Below are 20,159 nucleotides of genomic sequence, written 5' to 3'. Positions count from 1 at the left end.
GAATTCGGGGTCAGTCCTCGTCTCTGAGCCAGAATGGGATGTCGCGCCTGCCGTTCCGGCGCTGCTGGCCGCCGTTCTCGGTCCAGAAGGGGCTCATCGGCTGGTCCTTGCGGCTGCCGCCTTCGGATTTGAACCAGTTCCCCGCCTTCTCCATGCGGCCTGTCGGCGCGGGTCGGGGTGCGCGCGGCGGAGGTGCGGGCCTGTCGCGGCGCTGAGGTGCGCCGCCCCATCGGGAGCCCTTCGGGATGGTGTTCCCCTGCGGTGGCGTCTCCGACCGCCCATTGAAGATGCCCCGGCCGGTACTCGGCGCGGGCCGCGATTCGTCGGCAGGACCGCCCCCGGAGGAATTGCCGCCCCCGCCCGATGCGGGTTGCGGGCCGCGGCCCGTGGCCCCGAACACCGACGACCACCCGGTGTCCCCCACGCCGGTGTACCCCCCAGCAGGCCGCGGCGGTATCGCTCCCCGGGCCGGGGCGGCAGCGGACCGGCCGCCGAGTCCACCACTCGCCGCCATCGACTCGCCGAGCCGTGGCGCCTGCGCGGAACTGCGCGGGGTCGGGGCGCCTTGCGGCCGCTCCGGGGCGGCCGACGCCGCCTGCCCGAGTCGCAACGGCGGCGGCGCGGTCTTCGACTGCACCGGGCCGTAGCCCGCCCTGCCGCGCACCCGGCCCGTCTCGCCCCGGACCGATGCGCCCTCGTGCTCGCCGGTGTCGGGCGCGGCCGCTCCCGACATCCCCGGCGCAGTTTCACCGGGGTCGACTCCACCACCGCCGGCGGGCACTCCACCGGCCGCTGTCGCGAGCTGCGGGGCGCGCCGCAGCCCCCAGCGCTGCGCGCGCATATACGCGACCGGGGGCAGCACGTTTGCGCTCTTCCCGAGAACATTGCTGGTCATAGCGTCATTGACCATGCGCGACGTGAAGGTGTTCGCATTCACGGACGCGAAGAGGTGAGCGAACGGCTTCCGGTAGATGAACAACGCAACGGTGAAGAGCGCCAGCAGGATCATTTGCAGCCCCCAGCCGAGACCGGACGCCATGACGAGCCCGTAGCACATCACCAAGAGGGAGATGAGGAGGACGACGAAGATCTGCTTGAGCAGCAGGCCGATCATCATCTCCAGCCACCGCAGGAGCACCGTCCGCCCATACCCCGGATGGATGCCGATCAGCAGGAATATGGGCGACAGGAGCAGCAGCAGCAGGAAACCGATCTTGAGAACGATCAGAGCGACCGCCCCCGCCAGGATCAGCCCGCCCGCGAACACCGAGGCGAAGAGGGCGAGCGTGGCGACGCCCAGCCGGCTCCCCTGCTGCGATCCGTCGAACAGCGGATAGACCTCTGGATAGGTGTTCTCGATGTCGGCCGCGATCTCTTCGTAGTCGTCCTGCTTCTGCTTGTACAGGTCCTCCGAGTCGACGTCGCCGTCCGCGACCTCTTGGAGTTCCACCCTGCTCACGCCCTGGGCACCCAGCAGGGCGACGCCGTGCTGCTCGGCGGCGATGTCGGCCACGGGGCCGGTCCCGAACTCCCCTGCCATCCACGGTCGGCACACGAGCCCGGACCACAGCATCTGGGAGTTCTTCCTGACGGCGAACTCGCTGTCGCTCTCCCACGCCGCCTTCTCGATCCCGGGAGCCCCGGTCGGGCAGTTGTCCGAAACACCCGGGACGGAGATCTTCGAGACGGCGGAATTGACCAGTTGGCCACCGGAATTCACAGCAGTGCTCGCGTAGCCGAGGATCTGCCCGGGATTGACGAGGATCCAGATGCCGAGCGTCATGGCGAGCACCATCCACACGGAGCTTTCGACCGTGAGGGTGACGCGCTTTCGGACCAGGCCGAACCAGCCGAGCCAGATCGCGCCGAGGATGACCACCGTCGGCAGGAGTGGCTGCCAGATCCCCCCGCGGAGCTCGTTGATCACGTTCTCGACGAGGCGGTTGAAATTGTCGAGGAGCCCGTCGGACGTCGCCGCCTGGTAGACCGTGATGGTCGACTGGTTGATGGTCTTCGAGAGGTCCCACGCCGTGTTGCTCAGGGTCGCTACGGCGCTTGTTCCCAGCTTGTCGACGCACGACTCCCGGATGACGTGCCATTGCTGCCCGGAGGTCCCGTACTGCCCGTAAAGGCTCGAATCGGGCGGCAGGTTGTCGGGCGATGCCGCGGTCGAGGCGGCCGACTGCGGTGGCACCAGCAGCCCGTCGGCGCCGCTGCCCGCAGCCTCGGGGAGGGGTGCCGGTTCGCCCTCGCAGCCGGGGACGGTGGCCGCGTAGCTGGATCCCATCGGGACGAGCAGGAAGCCCAGCATCATCACCGCGAGGAGCACCCCGCGCCGCAGGCGCCGGGACAGGGTGTTCGGCCGCCGCGGGGGCGGGGCCGGTGGCTCAGGCGGCTCAGGCCGCTCAGGGGACTCAACGGTGTCGGCCAGTCGGTGTCTGGTCATCCGTGCAGCTCCTGACCTGGTCCCCGGGTGTCGTGCGGTTCGCGGGCGGTTCGGCGCCCCCCTGCTGGGGCACCGCCCGAGCCGGCCGGTCTGGATGCGGCGCCGCCGCCGCTTCCGGTCCCCACCAGTGCGCCGCCGGACGCTTCCGGTGGGACGCCTCCGTGCGGGTCGCCTCCGTGCGGGTCGCCTCCGTGCGGGTCGTCGTCCGCGTGGTCGCGGTGCCCGCCGTGGTCGCCGTGCTCGGCGTCGTCGGGACGCTGCCGTGTGGGGTTGGTGTCGAGCCAGGCCAGGAGTTCTTCGGAGACGAGGTCCACCGCGATCCGGCCGGCCCTGCCGTCGAGGTCGCGGAAGATGCACTCGCCGTTGCCGAGGTTGCGCAGCGCCGCCCCGTGCTCTTCGGACGCCTCGACGCCGAGGAGTGCCATCACGCTGTCGACCTCGACCCGCTCCGACGACCGGAACGCGAACACGCTCGACAGGCAGTTGGTGACCTGCTCGTTCAGCAGGTCGCCGGCGTTCTGGCTGACGAGGATCAGCGCGGTGTTGCGCGAGCGCCCCATGCGCGACACCTCCGGGACGAGTTTCGCGCCTTCCGGTGTGGAGGTGATGGCCCACGCCTCGTCGAGGAAGATGGCCTTGGGCAGGTGCCGGTCGAGGCCGTTCATCAGCCGCCGGGCGAACTGGCTGACCAGGTACAGCAGCGCCACACTGAGCCGCTGCTCGTAGCTGTAGTCCTCGCGCTGGATGGTGGAGTCGGGCAGGGTCAGCCCGCCGAGGGTGAACACCGTGGTCCAGCTCTCGGTGTCGATCTGCGCTTCGCCTTGGGGGTCGAAGCACAGCCCGGCGAGCCGCATCTCCGACATGGACCGCAGCACGGCCCCCAGGTTCCTGGACGCCGGGTCGTGCGACGACTCCAGGTAGGCGACGACCTTGTCGAGGCTGGGCCGCGGCTGGTTGGCGACGGCCGCCACCGCCTGGATCATGGCGGATTCGCGTTCCTCGCTCATGCGGGGCAGGAGCAGCCGCAGGGTTTCGGTCGCCATGGTCTTCTTGGTGGCGAGGTCGTCGCCGAACGCGAACGGGTCGAGGAGGCCCGGTTCGGCCGACGCCATGGACATGATGCGCGCCTTGCGGCCGCGCCGTTGCAGCAGCCGCACCAGGGATTCGGCGTCGCCCTTGGGGTCGATGGCTGCGACGGTCACCCCGCGCAGCGCGAGCTGGTAGATGAGCAGCAGCGCCAGCGTTGTCTTCCCGCCGCCGGGTTCGCCGGTGATGGCGATGGCGGTGGGCCGGTTGCGGGCGGCCGCCACCATCGGGTCGAAGTGGACGATGGACCGCGCCCGCCCCAGGGTCTCGCCGATGTAGGGGCCGATCCACCCCGATGCGGAGGAGTCGCTGCGGTCGCCCAGGTCGACCGTTGCGACGGGCATGCCGCCGGCGATGGTGCGCAGCGGTTGGCGCTGCACGTAGGCGTTGAGGCGGATGCGGTCGCCGGGCAGCGACTCGCAGAACAGGGAGAACTGGTCGCCGGTGGAGTTGACGATGTCGATGCCGATGTCGCGGTAGTGCTCCACGACCGCTTCGACCCGCTGCACGAGCAGCTCCTCGGTGTGCGCCGACACCATGAGCCGGTGCCAGCCGTACACGAACGGCAGCCGCTCCTTGGTGATGCCGTGCTCCAGCAGCCGGGCCGCGTCGATCTGCTCGGCGAGGTCCAGCGGGGCCTCCACCCCGGCCTCGCGGATGTGCGCGTCCATGTCGCGGGCGTGCGCGAGCTTGCGTCCGACGTCCTTGCTGGCCTTGGCGGGCGGCACCAGCTTCATGCGCAGGGACACCTCGACGGGGAACGGGAGCGCGTCGGCGTAGTGCAGCCAGGGCTCGCCGTCGGGGAACGGCATGAGGTCGGGGAACCGCGAGAACGACAGGTAGGCGACGTAGTTGTCGCCGCCGGGCTGCTCCAGGCGCAGCAGCGAGCGACCGTTGTGGACGGTGCCCTCGACCAGCCCTTCGATCTCGCCCTTGCCCCAGGTTCGCCGCCCCGCAGCGGAGCGGCGGGGTTCCTCGATGGCGCCGGTGACCGCGTGCCGGATGAGCCAAGCGAGCTGGGTCGATGACGCGTGCCGGGCGTGCAGCGCGCTCGCCGCGAGCGCGCGGCCGAGGCGTTCGGCCTGCTCGGTCCAGCGGGAGATCTCCTTGGGGTCGATCGCGTCGTCCTCAAGGCCGAGGATCTGCTCTGTGCGCTGGTAGGCGGTGAAGAGCTGGGCGAAGACGCCGCCGGTGAGCTGCGCGCGAACCCCCCTCTGCCCCAGCCGCACCCCCAGGTAGATCTCCTTCGACCAGAAGTCCTTCGCCCACACATGGCGGTACATCTCGTCGAGGTAGTCGTACCAGCCCGGCCCGGAGTCGGAGGTGTCGTCGAGCTTGGTCGCCCACGCCGCGGCAGGGTAGGTGCGGTGCGCGACGCGCAGGTGCACTTCGGCGTCGTTCATCCTGATCGCGGCGAGCGCGATGGTGATGTTGGTGGCGAGGGTCTCGCGGTCCTCGGGCGTGGAGAACTCGTAGTTGATGGTGGGCAGCCGGAAGTACGCCCACGCTTCGGTGTCGCTGAGCAGGACGCGGTCGTCGAAGTAGCGGACCGCGAGGCGGCTCGCCCCCGTGGTGCCGTTCATTGGGTGTCCTCCGGCTGGAGCGTCGTTGTGGCGTGCGTCGTGACGGTGGTCGGCGGCGGACGGGTCCGGGTGCGCCGGGTCATCGGCGGGCCTCCGATGTCACCCGGGTTCCCGGGGTCGGGCCTGCCGCGAATCCGCCGGCCAGTACCCCGCCGAGGGCGGCATGGGCCCGGCGGGTGGTGGGGCGCAGCGCGCTGACGTCGATCACCGCGCGCGCCGATGCGAGGTGGTCGTCCCACGGCACCCGGGCGATCGCCCGGCAGCGGCCCCGGGCGACCTGCTCCGCCGCGTCGACGTCGGCGAGGCTGCGGCGGCTCACCCCGTTCACCACGACAACGGACTTCGCCCGCAGGTTCGCGTACCCGTGCCCGTCGAGCCACTCGAAGGTCATGGCGACCGCCCGCGCCGCGTCGGCGTTCGCGGGGGCCACGAGGACGAGCGCGTCGGCGATGGGCAGCGCCCGGGCGACACCGGGCGCCGCCGGGTCGAGCAGGGTGATCTCGTAGTGCCGCTCCAGCAGCTGCGCGAGCCCCACGTAGTCGCGGTCGTCGAGGGTCTGCACGTACGGATCGTCCAGGGTGGTGACCACTTCGAGCCCGCTGGGCGACTGCGACGTGTACCCGCGCATCCCCGCGTACCCCTGGATGCGCTCGGCGTTGGCGAACAGCGAGGTGAGAGTCTCGGTCGTCTCGGTGCGGATGCGCCGCGACAGCCCGGCGCCGCCGGGGTTGACGTCGACGGCGACGACCCGCTGGTCGCGGTGGGCGGCGAGGGTGTGGCCGAGCATCAGCGCTGTCATGCTCTGCCCCGCTCCGCCTGTGCAGCCCAGCACGATGATCCGGCGCGTTCCGGTGAACTCGGTGCGCAGCCGCCGGATGTCGGCTTCGGGGACGTCCGTCTTGGCGGCGGCGGACGCGTTGCCGCCGGTGACCACACGGGCGAGGCGGCGCCAGCCGCGGGTGGCCCCGCTGTCGGGGGGCGCGGCGGGCTCGTCGGCCGGCTCCGGAACGGGGCGGGCCGGGGCTGGCGTCGCGGCCCGCGCCGGGCGGTCGGGCCGCCGCTCCGGGGTCGCCGTGAGGGCGTCGTGCTCGCCGGTGCCGTGGTCGAGTTGCAGGTCGGGCTTTGCGGCCGGGGCGGGCTTCTCGGTGTCGTCCTTCGGCGCGGGCACCCCGCCCGCCGGGGTGAACAACTGCCCGAGGCGCCGCGCGTTCTGCGCAACCCGGGTGAAGACGCTGTCGTCGCCCGCCTCGACCTCGACCGGCCGGGTGCGCCGCACGGGCCGGGACGGCGGGGCGGTGTCGCGCTTCGGCGCGGGGGCGCCGCCGGGACGTTCGGCGTGGGTCGGCGCGCGCTTGGCCTTCGCCGGCTCGCCCGGTGTGGCGGGCCCGTTGGACCGCATGCTCCGCGACAGCCGGTTCGAACGCGGCGGCCCGGTGGGAGCGGGGTGGGGCTGCGTATCGACGTCCGCGGCGGCCGCGGGGGCGGCGGGCGCGTCGTCGGACGTGCCATCGGCGGCGCCGGCCGCGTCGGGCTGCTCGGTGGCAGCAGCGGGGACGACCGGGTCGGGGGGCGCCGGGACAGCGGGGGCGATCGGCGCGGCGACGGCGGGGACAGCGGGCACGATCGGCGCGGCGGCAGTGGAGGCGGCGGGGGCGATCGGCGCGGCCACCTCGGGAGCGGCGGGACCGGACGCCGCCGACTCGTCGGCGTCCTCCGCGCCGGGGTCGGCCGCCTCGGCGTCCAACGCCTGCGCCGCATCCGCCGCACCGTCCGGGTCGGCGGCAGGGGCCGCGAGGAGGTCGCCACCTGTGTCGGTGCCCGACTCTGCGCTCGGCTCCGTGCCCGTTTCCGCGGTCGCCTCTGTCGGCTCTGCCGCGGCCTGCTCCGGCTCCGTCGTCGCGGCGTCGCCGAGTGCGTCCTCGCCCTCCGCCGCTGCCGGGACGGGCGGGGCCGCTTCGCTGTCGGCGGCCGTCTCGCTGTCATCGGCGGCGGGCCGAACCGGAGCGTCGGCGGTGGGCACTGTGCGGCTCTCAGCCGCCTCCTGGGGCGCGGCGGGGCCGTCACCGCGGTCACCCGGCACCTCGGCGGCGTTCGGCACCGCAGCAGCCTCGTGGGCCGACGCGGCGGCCACTGCACCGGCCGCCGCAGCGTCCGATGCGGGCTCCTCTACCCCGGGCTGTCCCGGGCGGGCGGCCCGGGGACGGCGGGCGGCGAACGCGGCCTGCTCGGCGGCCTCGATCTCGGCCAAAGTCGGCCGCCGGACCACCGGGGAGTCGGGGCCGCCGGAGTCGCTGAAGCTCTCGTGCTCACCAGTGCCGTGGTCGAGTTCGAGTGCCGGTTTCGCGTCGTCGGGGTGGTGTTCGGCCGTAGGCACTGCGGGCGCGGCCCCTTCGGCCCCTTCGGCTCCCTTTGGCTCCCCTCCCTTGGACTCCTCGGCCCTCTCGGACTCCCCGATCCCCTCGGGCCCCTCGGCGTCCCCGGCCCTGGCGGTCTCCGCGGGCTCCCCGGCCCTCTCTGGCTCCTTGGCCTCCTCGGCAGCCCCCTCAGCGGCCTCCTCGGCCCCCTTGGGCTCCTCTGTCCCCTTGGACTCCGCTGCGCCCGCAGGCTCCGTGGGCTCGGCGGCGGCCGGGCCGTCGACGTAGGCCAGGGACTCCGCTGCGAACGACGCCGCGGTGATCTCGGGGTCGTCGTGTCCGCTGCCGCCGGCCGGCCGTGCCGCGACCGCCTCGTCGGCGCCGGTGTCGACCGCGCCGGATTGTGCGGCGGCGGGCCCCGCCGCAGGCAGGTTCCAGGGCGCGGCGTGCGGGCGGCGGCGCGGCGCGGCCGACCGGGCGTGCGGGTCGCCCTCGGTCGCCGGAGCGCCCCGGCCCTGGGCCTTCGCCGGGGGCGGCGGGGCTTCGTGGCGGACCGCCTCGCGTTCGTGTTCGAGCCGGCGGGCGACCTCGCGGCCCTGCGACCGGCCGCGCAGCCGCTTACTGCCCTCGGCCGCGCCGGGGTCCGGGGCCGCCTCCCGCGCCGCCTCGGGGGCTCCGGTGTCGGCCGCCTGCTCCAGTGCGCGCCGGTGCTCGACCCGCTCCTGCTCCGCGGTCGGCGCACGCTCCCCCACGCGCCACCCCGCCGCCTCGGGGTCGGGGGCCGCCATGATCTCCTCGGCGCGGCGCCGCGCGGCCTTGCTCTCGACTGCGGGCGGAGCGGCGGCCGCGTGCTCGTGGGAGTGCTCGTGGGAGTGCTTGGACGCCAGGGGCCACGGGGTCTCGCCGGAGGAGGTCCGCAGGGAGGTCAGCCACTCCCCGCTGCCGGTGTCGGCGTCCTCGGCGGTCTCGGTGCCGCGCGCGGCCCCGGCCTCGGCGCCGTTGCCGCCGCGCGCGTGCTCGCGCTCGGGCCCCCAGCTCAGCCTGCTGGGCGCGTGCTCGCGGCGCTTGGCCGTACCGAGCTCCCGGCGTTCGGCGGCGGGGGTGCCCGATGCGGGTGTGGACTGCTTGGCGGTCTTGGGCAGGCCGAAACCGAGGTAATTGAGCGCCGCGCGGGGCGCCGCCCGCAGGCCGGGCCGGTCGGTGTCGCGTTCGGACCGGGCCGGTGCGGAACGGGTGGGTGCGGGTTCCGGCGCCGAGGGCGGGGACGCGAGTGCCGTGCGCGCCTTCGCCGGACGCAGGGCGCGCTTGCGCTCGCGGTCGGCGGCCTTCGCCGCGCGGGACTGCTGCTTCTGCGCGGTGGCGGTGAGCGGCAGCGGCCCCGCCGCGGGGTCGCGGTGCCACACCCGGACGCCCACGAGGATCACCCGGGGTTCGCGTTCGGGTGTGAGGCGCGTGTAGACGCGGGCCTCGGCGAGGTAGCGGCCCTGGGAGAAGACGAGTTCGGTGAGCCGCTTGCCCTCGACGACGGGCCGGGTCGCGAAGAACGCGATGACCATGGGCGGGACGATCCACAGGACGTGCCACGGTGTCGCGAAAGGCACCCCGAGCAGGCTCATGAGGAGCATCCACACCACGGTCACGCCCAGCCACACGCTGAACGTGACGAGGGGCAGCGGCATGGGCAGCCGGAAGTCGTACAGCTTGTACAGCCGCTTCTCGATACGCCAGATCTTGGTGTACGTGGGCAGGTCCACGCTGTACGACCCTCCTAACTCGGCACTCGGTTCGCGCTACTCGGGGGTCTCCACACCCATCGCACGGGCGATGGCGACGGCGATGGTCTCGATGATGCCGGGCACGTAGAACACGATCCCGATGAAGATCGCCAGGATGATGAACTGCGCGAACCTGGTGATCTCCCTGGTGAACAGGAAGAAGATCGCGACGATCGAGACGATCACCAGGAACAGCGGGCCGAAGAAGCCCCGCAGCCATTCGGCGAGGCCCTCCGTGTTGGGGGCGTCCTCCGATGTGGCGAGGACGACCGCGGTGGCGGCGTCGGCGGCGTCGTTCAGCAGGGGGAGCATTCAGCCACCGCCTTCCCGGTGCTCAGGTCTGAACTGCATGGTCCTTCACGTCTCCTTGCTCGGGCCGGGTCGCGGTGGGTGCTCCCGGTCATCATGTGCCGAACGAGTTGGGGGCCCCTCGAAGGTCGCGCACCGACCAGTCGCCGCCCGTCTGCTCGACGGTCACCAGGTAGCTCTGGGTGAGCTGGGCGGGGGCGGCCCCATTGTCGCCGGGCAGGGTCCAGACCACGGTGGCGCGGACCTCGCGGACGTCGTCGCCGGAGGCGGGCGCCTCGGGGACGACGACGTCGCGCAGCTCGCCGAAGCGCACTGCGTCCTTGGGGAGGGAGGCGATCTGCGCGCCCTCTGCGAAGTAGCGGCCGAGGTGCTCGGGGGTCTGGGCGTACGCCTCGAAGAACCCTTCGAGGAACGGCTCCAGCGTGGCGCGCGCATCGGCGTCGGTGCGCATGTCCTCGCCGTCGGGGAGTTCGGCCTTTGCGGGCGCCGCGAGCAGCGCCGGCTCGCCCGAGAGGACGAGGGAGCCGCCGCCGTCCGCGGCGTAGACCGGGACGTCGAGGCTCATGGGCTTGCTGTTGACGTCGGCGCTGAGGGTGACGACGGCGTTGTTGGCGTCCTTGGCGTCGACACCGAACACCTCGATGTTCTTGCCGGTCAGGCCGGTTCCGGCGAGGTCGAGGCTGGAGCCTCGGCCCTCGGGCAGGAACTGCGCGAGGGCTTCGTCGCGCTTCTGGCCCTCCTTGGGATTCAGGTAGGCCTCGCCGAACCGCAGCGCGAACGCCGCCGCGGCGGTCTCGGGGAACTCCGGCTTGTCGGCGGGAGCGGGGCCCCCGGCGGACGGCTCGGCGAAGGACGACCGGAACGGCAGCCATATGCCGTTGAACAGCACCACGATGATGAACGCCCAGAGCACGGCGCGGCCGAGCCACACCCACCACCGTCCGCCCGCTCCGGAGCGGGGCTGTCGCCGGGGTCGGGGGCCCACCGGTTCGGCCTCGTGGTGATCGGCCGCCTCCGGTGCGGTGGTCGCCTCATCCGAGACACCGCCGCGCCGCGCGGTCGACTTGCGAGCCATTACGCCTCCATCAACACCCGAGCACGCCCATCGCGGGCGACCGCGTCCCTGCGACGCATGTCTACCCCATCCCTATGGTGCGGCATTAAGCAGGATGTACGCGGTCATTGCACGAACGTGTTTCTTCCCGACCTGCTGCTCTTACCCGGTGCCCGATGCCCCCAAAGCCCCATGACCGGGTAATTCACTCCCAAACGGCGGGATTTGGCGAGGTCAAGCGGGTTGATCTGGTTATCCGGAAACTGTCCTCTTGCCATGGGGACAGTCGAGTGTGGCGAATCCATGATGGATTACACGTTGAACCGGAACTCCACGACGTCCCCGTCGTGCATGACGTAGTCCTTGCCCTCGATGCGCACCTTGCCCGCGGCCTTGGCCGCCTGCATGGTGCCCGCTGCCACCAGGTCGTCGTACGAGACGACCTCGGCCTTGATGAACCCCCGCTGGAAGTCGGTGTGGATGACCCCGGCGGCCTCGGGCGCCGTGGCGCCCTTCGGGATGGTCCACGCCCGCGACTCCTTGGGGCCGGCCGTGAGGTAGGTCTGGAGGCCGAGGGTCGCGAAGCCGACCCTGGCGAGCTGGCTGAGCCCCGACTCGCTCTGGCCCAGGGACTCCAGCAGCTCCATCGCCTCGCCGTCGTCGAGTTCGGCGAGCTCCGCCTCGATCTTGGCGTCGAGGAACACGGCCTCGGCCGGCGCGACCAGATCGGCGAGCTTGGCGCGCAGCGCGGCGTCGCCGAGCTCGTCGGTGTCGAGGTTGAAGACGTAGAGGAACGGCTTCACCGTCATGAGGTTCAGTTCGCGGAGCAGCGCGAGGTCGATCCCCGCCGCGGGGCCGCCGGTGGACAGCGGCCGCCCGGAGTTCAGGACCTCCTGGGCGGCCTCGGCCGCCGCGGCGCGCGCCTTGGCGTCCTTGTCCTTGGCGTTGATCCTGGCGTCCTTGGCGAGCCGCGGCACCGCCTTCTCCAGGGTCTGGAGGTCGGCCAGGATCAGTTCGGTGTTGATGGTCTCGATGTCGCGCGAGGGCTCCACGTCGCCGTCGACGTGGGTGACGTCGGCGTCCTCGAAGGCGCGGATGACCTGGCAGATGGCGTCGGTCTCGCGGATGTTGGCGAGGAACTGGTTGCCGAGCCCCTCGCCCTCGGACGCGCCGCGCACGATCCCCGCGATGTCGACGAAGGTCACGGTGGCGGGCAGCACCTTGGCGGAACCGTGGATCTCGGCGAGCGCGGCGAGGCGGGGGTCGGGCACCCCCACGACGCCGACGTTGGGCTCGATGGTGGCGAACGGGTAGTTCGCGGCCAGAGCGTCGTTCTTGGTCAGGGCGTTGAACAGCGTGGACTTGCCGACATTGGGCAGTCCGACGATTCCGATAGACAGACTCACAGCCTGTGAGTCTAGGCGGTCGCCGCCCCCGGTCCTCCCGCCATGGCGCGGGATCGCCGCCGCCGCGCCGTTCCGGTGTTCGGCCGGAATCGGCGGAGGAGACGTTTCGTGACACATGGATGATGTCTGACTGAATTGGCCTGCGCGCGGCGGACCCGGGGCAGTAGCGTCGATCACGCACCGCAGCGGGACGGGAGCGCCCCGCAGTCGCGTGGTGCGGGTTGGGAGGCCCGCGCCCGCGGACCACGGCGGGTCGGCGCGGGGGGCGTGCGCTGCGCCCCTGATGCACCCGGCGCCGCCGAGGGGCGCCCGTCCCGGGGAGACACGGCATCGCAGGGAGTGGGAGTTCATCGTGGTCAGTGAGCAGGTCCGCGCGTTCGTGCGGCGGCACCCGACAGTGCGGCACGCGGCCCGGCGCATCCGCGTCCACCTACCGCCCGTCCTGGGCGGGATCGACCGCAAGCGCGTCCCGCCGCGCGTGCGCCGGTTCGACCTCCGGCTGCCGCGGCGGGCGGGGGCGCCCGCGGCCGGGCCCGAGTCGCTCGACATCTCGCTGTCCGGCGACTACTGGGTGCCGCGGCGGTTGCAGCGCGCGGGCCTGGCCGGATACGAGCCCGAGACGCTGGCCTGCTTCCTCGCGGCGCTCGACACCGCGCGCCCCGGCGCCGTTCTCGACGTCGGCGCGAACGTCGGGGTGTACTCGCTGCTCGCGGCGTCGCGGAGCCGCCGCTCGGTGCACGCCTTCGAGCCCACCCCCGATGTGGCGGCCGCGGCGCGCGCCATCGCCGCGGCGAACCGGCTCGACATCCGGGTGACCGAATTGGCGCTGAGCAACCACACGGGCACGGCGTCCCTGCGGCTGTCGGCCACCACCGACGCGTCCAACTCGCTGGCGGCCGGCTTCCGCAGGGAGCTGGGCCGGCTCCCCGTCCCCGTCGACACCCTCGCCCACTGGCAGGAGCACGCCAAGGTGGCGCCGTCGGTCGTCAAGATCGACACCGAGACCACCGAGCCCGATGTGATCGCGGGCGGCCTGGAGGTGCTGCGCCGGTACCGCCCGTGGGTGTTCTGCGAGGTCCTGCCGCACCGGGGCGGCGGCGAGCGGCTCATGGCGCTGCTGGAGCCGCTGGACTACGGCTGGTACCACCTCAGCGGCCGACCGCCGCACCCCGAGCGCACCGCCATCGAGGGCCGCGGCGCCGACACCGGCGACCGCATGTGGATGTTCGCGCCGGAGCCGCCGAGCGACCGGTTCTGGACCGCGGCCGACGAGTGGCGGGCCGCCATCGACGCCTGCGGCCCCGCGGCCTGACGGCGGATCGCCCGTTGCGGGGCCGCCGGTTCCGGTCCGGCCGCCCCGCAGAAGAGCGAATCGGGTTCGTGCGCGCGTCGGGAACGCCCCTTCCGCCGCGGATTGAGAGCATGGGCGGCTATGGACGCGTTGAATGTGATTCTGGTGCTGTTCGTGGGGATCGCGGTCGGGGCGGTGCTCGGCTGGCTCCTGGCGCGCAGCCGCACCGCTGAGGCCCGCGCGCACGCACGCGCCGCCGACGACCGCGCCGCCTACATCGAGGAGCAGCTCACCGAGCGCTTCCGGTCGGTGTCGCTCCAGGCCCTCGACGACACCAACCAGCGCTTCCTCGAACTCGCCGAGGGGCGCATGCGCGCCGTCGGCGCGGAGGCGGGCAACGACATGGAGCAGCGCCGCCAGGCCGTCGAGCACCTCGTCGCCCCCTTGAAGGAGACGCTGGCGCGGGTGGAGACGCAGCTCCGCGAGGTCGACGCAGGCCGCCGATCGGCGCACGCCGAGCTCGCCAAGCAGGTGGACATGGTGCGCGAGGGCTCCGACCGGCTCGGCGACCAGACCCGTGCGCTGGTGACCGCGCTGCGCCGCCCCGAGGCGCGGGGGCGCTGGGGCGAACTCCAGCTGCGCAGGGTCGCCGAGCTGGCGGGGATGGCGTCCTACTGCGACTTTGACGAGCAGGCCACCGCTGCGGCGGGCGGCGGCACCCAGCGCCCCGACATGGTGGTGCGCCTGGCCGGCGGGAAGAACATCGTCGTGGACTCGAAGGTGTCGCTCGCCGCCTACCTGGAGGCGGTGGAGTCCGACGACGACGGGCTGCGCGGCGACCGGCTCACCGCGCACGCCCGGCACGTGCGCACGCACGTCGACCAGCTCGCCGCGAAGTCCTACTGGGCGGCGTTCAGCCCCGCCCCGGAGTTCGTGGTGCTGTTCATCCCCGGCGAGGCGTTCCTCGCCCCCGCGCTGGAGCGCGACCCGGGGCTGCTGGAGTACGCCATGGGCCGCCGCGTCCACATCGCCACGCCGACGACCCTTATCTCGCTCCTACGGACCGCGCAGTACGCATGGCAGCAGGAGGCGCTCAGCGAGAACGCGCGCGCGGTGTTCGAACTGGGCAAGCAGTTGCACGCGCGGCTGGCGACCCTCGGCGGGCACGTCGACGGCCTCGGCCGGGCGCTCTCGCGCACCGTCACCGCCTACAACCAGACCGTCGGCTCACTCGAAGGGCGGGTGCTGGTCACGGCGCGCCGGTTCGGCGAGCTGGGCCTGGTCGACGGCGACCTCGAAGCGCCCAAGGGCGTCGAGGAGCAGGCCCGCCCGCTGGCGGCGCCCGAACTCGTCACGGATCCCGGTGAGAGCGGGCCGGGAACCGGGGGCGGCGACCCGCGCGTCGCACTTTACGGAAATGCGTTCGACGATGATAACGATGACCGCAAAGGCGACACGACACCCCAGAGAGAGACAGATTTTTCACAGACAGTGAAATACTGATTGCTGTGAGTAGCACTAGGGAGCGACCAGCGATGACGCCGCGCGACGCCGATGGGCCGCGCGACCCGAACCAGCCGCACCGGCTCGCCCGGCGGCAGCGCAGACCGGCCGGACCCGGGTCCTCGGCTCGCGGTCCGGCACCGTCGACCGCCCCGCTGCGCCTCACCGCGCGCGGAGCGATCCTGATCATCGTCATGGTCGGCTTCGCGGCGGCGCTCGCCGACAGCATGGTCGCGCTGCCCATGCTGAACGGGATCGCGTTCGTCGCGGTGTGCACCCTGGCGGCGTTCTTCGTCCGTTCGACCGACCTGCTCACGCTGAGCGTGAGCCCGCCGCTGGCGTACTTCGCCTCGGCCCTGCTCGCCGAAGGGGTCCTGACCCTCGGCAGCGACGGGTTCGCCCGCGGCGTGGCGATCGGCCTGGCGACCCGGCTCGCCGACGTGGCGCCCTGGCTGTTCGCCGGCACCGCGCTGGTGCTGGTGATCACCCTGTTCCGCGGCCTGCCGCGCAACGTGCGGGCCCTCAGCGACGAGCTCAGCGGCCGCGCCCAGCGCCGCGCGCAGAAGTAGCCCGCCGCGGGCCCGCCGCCCCGAGCCTGCTCAGACCCGAGCCTGCTCAGAACGGGGCGGGGCCGTCCTCGTCCCCCGGTTCGTCGGCCGCCATCGCCGCGGCGAGCTTCGCGCGGGCGCCCTCCAGCCACTGCTCGCAGGTGGTGGCGAGCTTCTCGCCGCGCTCCCACAGGGCGAGGGACTCCTTGAGGCTCAACCCGCCGGATTCGAGCGTGCGCACCACGGTGGCGAGCTCCTCGCGGGCCTCCTCGTAGCTCAGCTCGGGGCCCGGCTCGGGCTCCTCCGCCGAACCGGTCCCCCCGGTCCCCCCGGTCTTCTTCGCGTTCTTCGCGGTCGTGCCGCTCATGTGTCCCCCTCGTCCTCGCCGCCGGCTGCCGCGCCGGCGGTAACGGTGATGCTGTCCTCGGCGAATCGCACGCGCAGCTCCTCGCCCTGGTCGGGTTCTGCCGCGCTGCGGACCACCGCGCCGTCGGACCGCTGCACGATGGCGTAGCCCCGCTTCAACGTGGTGGACGGCGAGAGCGCGAGCAGCCGGGCGCGGGTGTGGGCGAGGTCGTCGCCGACCCGGTCGAGCGAGGCGGCGACGCACCGCCGGGCGCGGTCGCGCAGGCCGGTGACCTGCTCGGTGAGGCGGTCGATCTCGCGCAGCGGGCTGGCGAGGACCGGGCGGGACCGCATGCCCGCCACCCAGGACTCCTCGCGCGCGATGCCGCCCTGGATCACCCTGCGCCCGCGGTCGCGCAGCTGGCGCACCAGTTCGAGCTGCTCGCCGACGTCGGGGACGACCTTCTTCGCTGCGTCGGTGGGGGTGGAGGCGCGGAGGTCGGCCACCAGGTCGAGCAGGGGGCTGTCCTGCTCGTGGCCGATGGCGCTGACGACGGGGGTGCGGGTGGCCGCGACGGCGCGCACCATGGCCTCGTCGGAGAACGGCAGCAGGTCCTCCAGGGAGCCGCCGCCCCGCGCGACCACGATGACCTCGACCGAGGGGTCGGAGTCGAGCTCCTTGAGCGCGGCGACGACCTCGCCGACGGAGCGGTCGCCCTGGACGGCGACCTGGCGCACCTCGAACCGCACCGCGGGCCAGCGCCGCCGGCCGTTCTCCAGGACGTCGCGCTCCGCCGCGGAGTCGCGCCCGCAGACGAGGCCGACGGTCGCGGGCAGGAACGGCAGGGCGCGCTTGCGGGACTCGGCGAAGAGCCCCTCGGCGGCGAGCGTGGTGCGGAGCTGCTCGAGCCGCGCCAGCAGCTCGCCCAGGCCGACGTGCCGGATCTCGGTCGCGAGGAGCGAGAACGTGCCGCGCGCGGTGTAGAAGTCGGGTTTGGCGTGGATGACGACCCGCGCACCGGCCTGGGGCACCGAACCGGCCGCCTCAAGGACCCTGACCGGGCACACCACCCGCGCCGAGACGTTGGCGACGGGGTCGCGCAGCGTGATGAACGCGGTGCTCCCCCGCCGGTTCAGCTCGGCGATCTGGCCCTCGACCCAGATGCGGCCGAGACGCCCGATCCAGCCGCTGACGGCCTGCATGACCACGCGGACCGGCTGGGGCGCCTCCGGAGAGCTCTCCATACCCATGGTCCCCGAGCCTAGAGGAGGCCGCCGACGTTTCGCTGTCGGCGGCCGCGGCGGCGGGTCCCGGCGGTGCGACCGCGGGTCAGGACCCGCTGTTCTCGGCTTCGATCTTCGCGATGCGGTTGTCGAACATCTTCACGAACGGCTCGCGGTCGGCGTTGGCCTTCTCGTAGGCGCGCAGCGCGCGCACCTGAGCGAGGGTGAGCTTGCGCAGCCGCGCCCGCATCGAGGCGACGGTCACCTCGTCGTAGTTGGGGACGGCGAGGGCGGCGGACCCGGGGATCTCGCCCTTGCGGATCTCCGCGAGCAGCTCGGGGTCGGCGGCCTGGGTCTTGGCCTCGGCGACGTTCAGCTCCTCGGCGATGGTCGCCTCGTCCTCCGGCGGGACGAGCGCCTCGCGCTCGGCCTTCGCGTCGGCGGCCTTGGCCGCCGCGGGCTTCGCGGCGGTCTTGGCGGCCGGCTTGTCCGCGGCGGGCTTCGCGGTCTTCTTCGCCGCGGGCTTCTTCGCGGCGGCCTTCTTGGCCGCCGGCTTCTTCGCGGGCTCCTCGACCACGGCGGGCGCGGTCTCGGTGGCGGCGGCGACCTCCTCGGACGCGGCGGGGCCCGCGGCGTCCTCGGCCGCGGCCTCGCGGACGCCGCGGGCCTCCTCCTCGGCGGGGCCGGCGGCGTCGTCGGCCGCCGCCTTGCGGGTGTCCTCGGCCTTCTTCGCCGCCCCGGCGGAGGTGGGGTCGGCGTCCCCGACCGGACCCGGTGCCGCTGCTCCGGTGGAACCGGTTCCGGCCTCTCCTGCGGCGCCCACGGGCCCGGGCGCCGTGGCGCCGGTCACGGGGGCCTCGGCGGCGCCGCTCTGGCCGGAGCCTGCGGTGTCTTGGCCGCGCTTACCGAAGACGCGCTTGACCGCGTCGCTGATCCTGCTGACGATCGTCGGGTTCGACATGGGACTGGGGGCTCCTGTGATCTTCGCGTGCTGAAGGGGGCGCCGCGGCGCGTCCCAGGGGCGGTCGGGGGGTTGACCGAATCGCCCCTTTTGCACGTACCGCTGACATTGCGGCTGCTACTTAAAGCAGGTTAGCCAGAATAAGGGAACTAATACCCGCCGAAGCGGATCGTAGCGCCATGTGTAGGCGGGTCGGTATACAGGCGAGTTCCCGGTGTTATCGGGAGCCTGCTCGGCCGCCGCCACCGTGGGTCGTGTCACAGCCGGAGCGGCACGGGGACACGGCCCCTAGACTTGGCGGCATGACTGCGACGAACCGACGTGTCCTGCTCGCCAAGCCCCGGGGCTACTGCGCCGGAGTCGACCGCGCTGTCGTCACCGTCGAGAAGGCGCTCGAACAGTACGGCGCGCCGATCTACGTGCGCAAGCAGATCGTGCACAACACGCACGTCGTGCGCACCCTGGAGGAGCGCGGGGCCGTCTTCGTCGAGGAGACCGGCGAGGTCCCCGAAGGCGCCATCGTGGTGTTCTCGGCCCACGGCGTCTCGCCGATGGTGCACGACGAGGCCGCGCGCCGGAACCTCACCACCATCGACGCCACCTGCCCGCTGGTCACCAAGGTCCACAAGGAGGCCAAGCGGTTCGCCGCCGAGGACCGCGACATCATCCTCATCGGCCACACCGGCCACGAGGAGGTCGAGGGCACCAGCGGCGAGGCGCCCGAGCACATCCAGATCGTCGAGAGCCCCGACGAGGTCCACAAGGTCCAGGTGCGCAACCCCGACAACGTGTCGTGGCTCTCGCAGACCACCCTGTCGGTCGACGAGACCAACGCCACCGTCGACGCGCTGCGCGAGCGGTTCCCCAACCTGCTCGACCCGCCCAGCGACGACATCTGCTACGCCACCTCCAACCGCCAGGACGCGGTGAAGGCCATGGCGCCCGAGTGCGACCTCGTGGTGGTGGTCGGCTCCGACAACTCCTCGAACTCGGTGCGGCTGGTCGAGGTGGCTCTCGAGGCCGGGGCCGGCGCCGCGCACCTCATCGACAACGCCTCGCTGATGGACGACTCCTGGCTCGACGGTGTCGGCACGGTGGGTGTCACCAGCGGGGCGTCGGTGCCCGACCTCCTCGTCCAGTCGCTGCTCGACCGGCTCGCCGGGCACGGGTTCGACACCGTGCAGGAGGTCGAGACCGCGCAGGAGAGCCTCACGTTCTCGCTCCCGAAGGAGCTGCGCCGGAACCTGCGCTCGCTGCCGGTGGTCGAGGTGACCTGACCCCGCCGCCGCGCACCGCGGGGGCCGTACCGCTCGTGCGGTACGGCCCCCGCTGCGTGCGGTCAGCACGTTTCGGACAGCGCCGTTCGGTCGGCGCTGTCCGGTCAGTGCTGTTCGGTCAGCGTTGTCCGGTCAGCGTTCGTTGCCGAACTGGTCGCGCAGTGCGTCGGCCGCCGCGGCGTCGGGGTCCTGCACGACCTCGCCCGCTGTGTCGGCGGCCTGGCCCGCCTCGCCGACCTGCTCGCCGAACTGCTCCTGCGCGGCGGCAGCGGGGTCGGCGAACTGCTCCTGGACGCCCGCGGCCTGGTCCTGGAGGCCGGTCGCGGCCTCCTCCACCTGCCCGCCGTAGTGGTCGCCGGCCGCGCCGACGAACTCGTCGGCCGCGCCGCCGGTGGCGCCCTGCGCGGCGTCGGTGGCACCGGCGACGGCGTCGCCGCCCTGTTCCGCGGCGCTGCCGACGAGGCCCTTGACCCAGTCGAGAATATTGTCGAGCACGGTTCGATCAACTCCAGTCTCAAGACGCATTACGGCGCGTGCGTCATTGGAAACCAGGTCTACCCGCCGCGGATTTAAGGCAACGTTAAGGGCCCACATTGAAACGCATGGGAACGGTCACAGTTATTGACCTCGGCTCACGTTTGCGCTGGTTAATGGGGTGAATTGTTCAGGCTTTCCGGGTTGGTCCGGTCTGATCCGGCCCTTTTCGGGGTGGTCGGGGCTCGTTCGTTGACGTGGTGTTGACGCAGGAATGGTGCGGGTGCGGCGGGCTGGCCTGCGGGGATGGGGGTGCGGAACCGTCGGATTCACTCGGGCGGGCGGGGTCGGTGGGGCCGTGAGTGTCCGGGCCGGTGCTTCTCGGGCGTGGGGCGCTGCGGATGCGGGCGGATTCGGGCGGTGCGCGCGGCGGGGGCGGCTCCTGGGCGGGTTCCCCGCGAGGGTGGCGGGTTCTGGTCACGGGAGCGGCACGCGGCGGGAGAGCGGAGGGCCGCACGCTGGC

General features: G+C 72.8%; 14 protein-coding genes. 4 read left to right on the top strand and 10 right to left on the bottom strand.

Annotation, left to right across the window (positions count from 1 at the left end):
* Positions 1-10: 10 nt before the first annotated feature.
* The 6 genes from CLV63_RS12720 to ychF form a co-directional block, all read right to left on the bottom strand.
* On the bottom strand, positions 11-2,446 hold the full coding sequence (locus CLV63_RS12720; protein ID WP_106583378.1) for a type IV secretion system protein: 2,436 nt from the start codon (positions 2,444-2,446) through the stop codon (positions 11-13).
* Positions 2,443-5,115 (bottom strand): VirB4 family type IV secretion system protein, encoded by a 2,673-nt coding sequence (locus tag CLV63_RS12715; protein WP_245928768.1) that lies wholly within the window; start codon positions 5,113-5,115, stop codon positions 2,443-2,445. The genes CLV63_RS12720 and CLV63_RS12715 overlap by 4 nt, the downstream gene beginning before the upstream one ends.
* Positions 5,116-5,194: 79 nt before the next feature.
* Positions 5,195-9,223, bottom strand: a complete 4,029-nt coding sequence (locus CLV63_RS12710; protein WP_106583204.1) for a conjugal transfer protein — start codon at positions 9,221-9,223, stop codon at positions 5,195-5,197.
* Between the two features lie 36 nt (positions 9,224-9,259).
* Positions 9,260-9,556: a hypothetical protein gene (locus CLV63_RS12705; RefSeq protein ID WP_106583203.1), complete on the bottom strand. Its 297-nt coding sequence runs from the start codon at positions 9,554-9,556 to the stop codon at positions 9,260-9,262.
* A gap of 91 nt (positions 9,557-9,647) precedes the next feature.
* Entirely contained in the window at positions 9,648-10,628 is a 981-nt protein-coding gene (locus CLV63_RS12700; RefSeq protein WP_106583202.1) for a conjugal transfer protein, read from the bottom strand.
* 290 nt (positions 10,629-10,918) lie between these two features.
* The gene (gene ychF / locus CLV63_RS12695) at positions 10,919-12,013 is read right to left on the bottom strand and encodes a redox-regulated ATPase YchF (RefSeq protein WP_106583201.1); all 1,095 of its coding nucleotides are present in this window, start codon (positions 12,011-12,013) and stop codon (positions 10,919-10,921) included.
* A 352-nt stretch (positions 12,014-12,365) separates the two neighbouring features.
* On the opposite strand from ychF, the gene CLV63_RS12690 reads away from it, so the two are divergent.
* The 3 genes from CLV63_RS12690 (at position 12,366) to CLV63_RS12680 (ending at position 15,376) form a co-directional block, all read left to right on the top strand.
* Positions 12,366-13,325, top strand: a complete 960-nt coding sequence (locus CLV63_RS12690) for an FkbM family methyltransferase (protein ID WP_245928767.1) — start codon at positions 12,366-12,368, stop codon at positions 13,323-13,325.
* Positions 13,326-13,445: 120 nt separating this feature from the next.
* A complete protein-coding gene (locus CLV63_RS12685) occupies positions 13,446-14,807 on the top strand; it encodes a DNA recombination protein RmuC (RefSeq protein ID WP_106583199.1) in 1,362 nt (453 codons plus the stop codon).
* A gap of 32 nt (positions 14,808-14,839) precedes the next feature.
* Positions 14,840-15,376, top strand: a complete 537-nt coding sequence (locus tag CLV63_RS12680) for a DUF6542 domain-containing protein (protein ID WP_106583198.1) — start codon at positions 14,840-14,842, stop codon at positions 15,374-15,376.
* Between the two features lie 46 nt (positions 15,377-15,422).
* Here the strand turns inward: CLV63_RS12680 and CLV63_RS12675 are convergent, their stop codons facing one another.
* The 3 genes from CLV63_RS12675 to CLV63_RS33200 form a co-directional block, all read right to left on the bottom strand.
* Positions 15,423-15,722, bottom strand: coding sequence for an exodeoxyribonuclease VII small subunit (locus tag CLV63_RS12675; RefSeq protein ID WP_106583197.1), 300 nt, complete (start codon positions 15,720-15,722; stop codon positions 15,423-15,425).
* Positions 15,719-16,951 (bottom strand): exodeoxyribonuclease VII large subunit, encoded by a 1,233-nt coding sequence (xseA, locus tag CLV63_RS12670; protein ID WP_106583196.1) that lies wholly within the window; start codon positions 16,949-16,951, stop codon positions 15,719-15,721. Before xseA ends, CLV63_RS12675 begins: the two co-directional genes overlap by 4 nt.
* Positions 16,952-17,030: 79 nt before the next feature.
* Positions 17,031-17,885 (bottom strand): hypothetical protein, encoded by an 855-nt coding sequence (locus CLV63_RS33200; RefSeq protein ID WP_146165555.1) that lies wholly within the window; start codon positions 17,883-17,885, stop codon positions 17,031-17,033.
* A gap of 302 nt (positions 17,886-18,187) precedes the next feature.
* Between CLV63_RS33200 and CLV63_RS12660 the strand changes: the two genes are divergently transcribed.
* Positions 18,188-19,162: a 4-hydroxy-3-methylbut-2-enyl diphosphate reductase gene (locus CLV63_RS12660; protein WP_106583195.1), complete on the top strand. Its 975-nt coding sequence runs from the start codon at positions 18,188-18,190 to the stop codon at positions 19,160-19,162.
* A 132-nt stretch (positions 19,163-19,294) separates the two neighbouring features.
* Here the strand turns inward: CLV63_RS12660 and CLV63_RS12655 are convergent, their stop codons facing one another.
* A complete protein-coding gene (locus tag CLV63_RS12655) occupies positions 19,295-19,657 on the bottom strand; it encodes a hypothetical protein (RefSeq protein WP_106583194.1) in 363 nt (120 codons plus the stop codon).
* Positions 19,658-20,159: the final 502 nt, after the last annotated feature.

This window comes from Murinocardiopsis flavida (assembly GCF_003014485.1).
Classification (GTDB): Bacteria; Actinomycetota; Actinomycetes; order Streptosporangiales; family Streptosporangiaceae; genus Murinocardiopsis; species Murinocardiopsis flavida.
The sequence above is the reverse complement of the archived record's forward strand: the minus strand, read 5'-3'. Positions and strand labels throughout refer to the sequence as shown.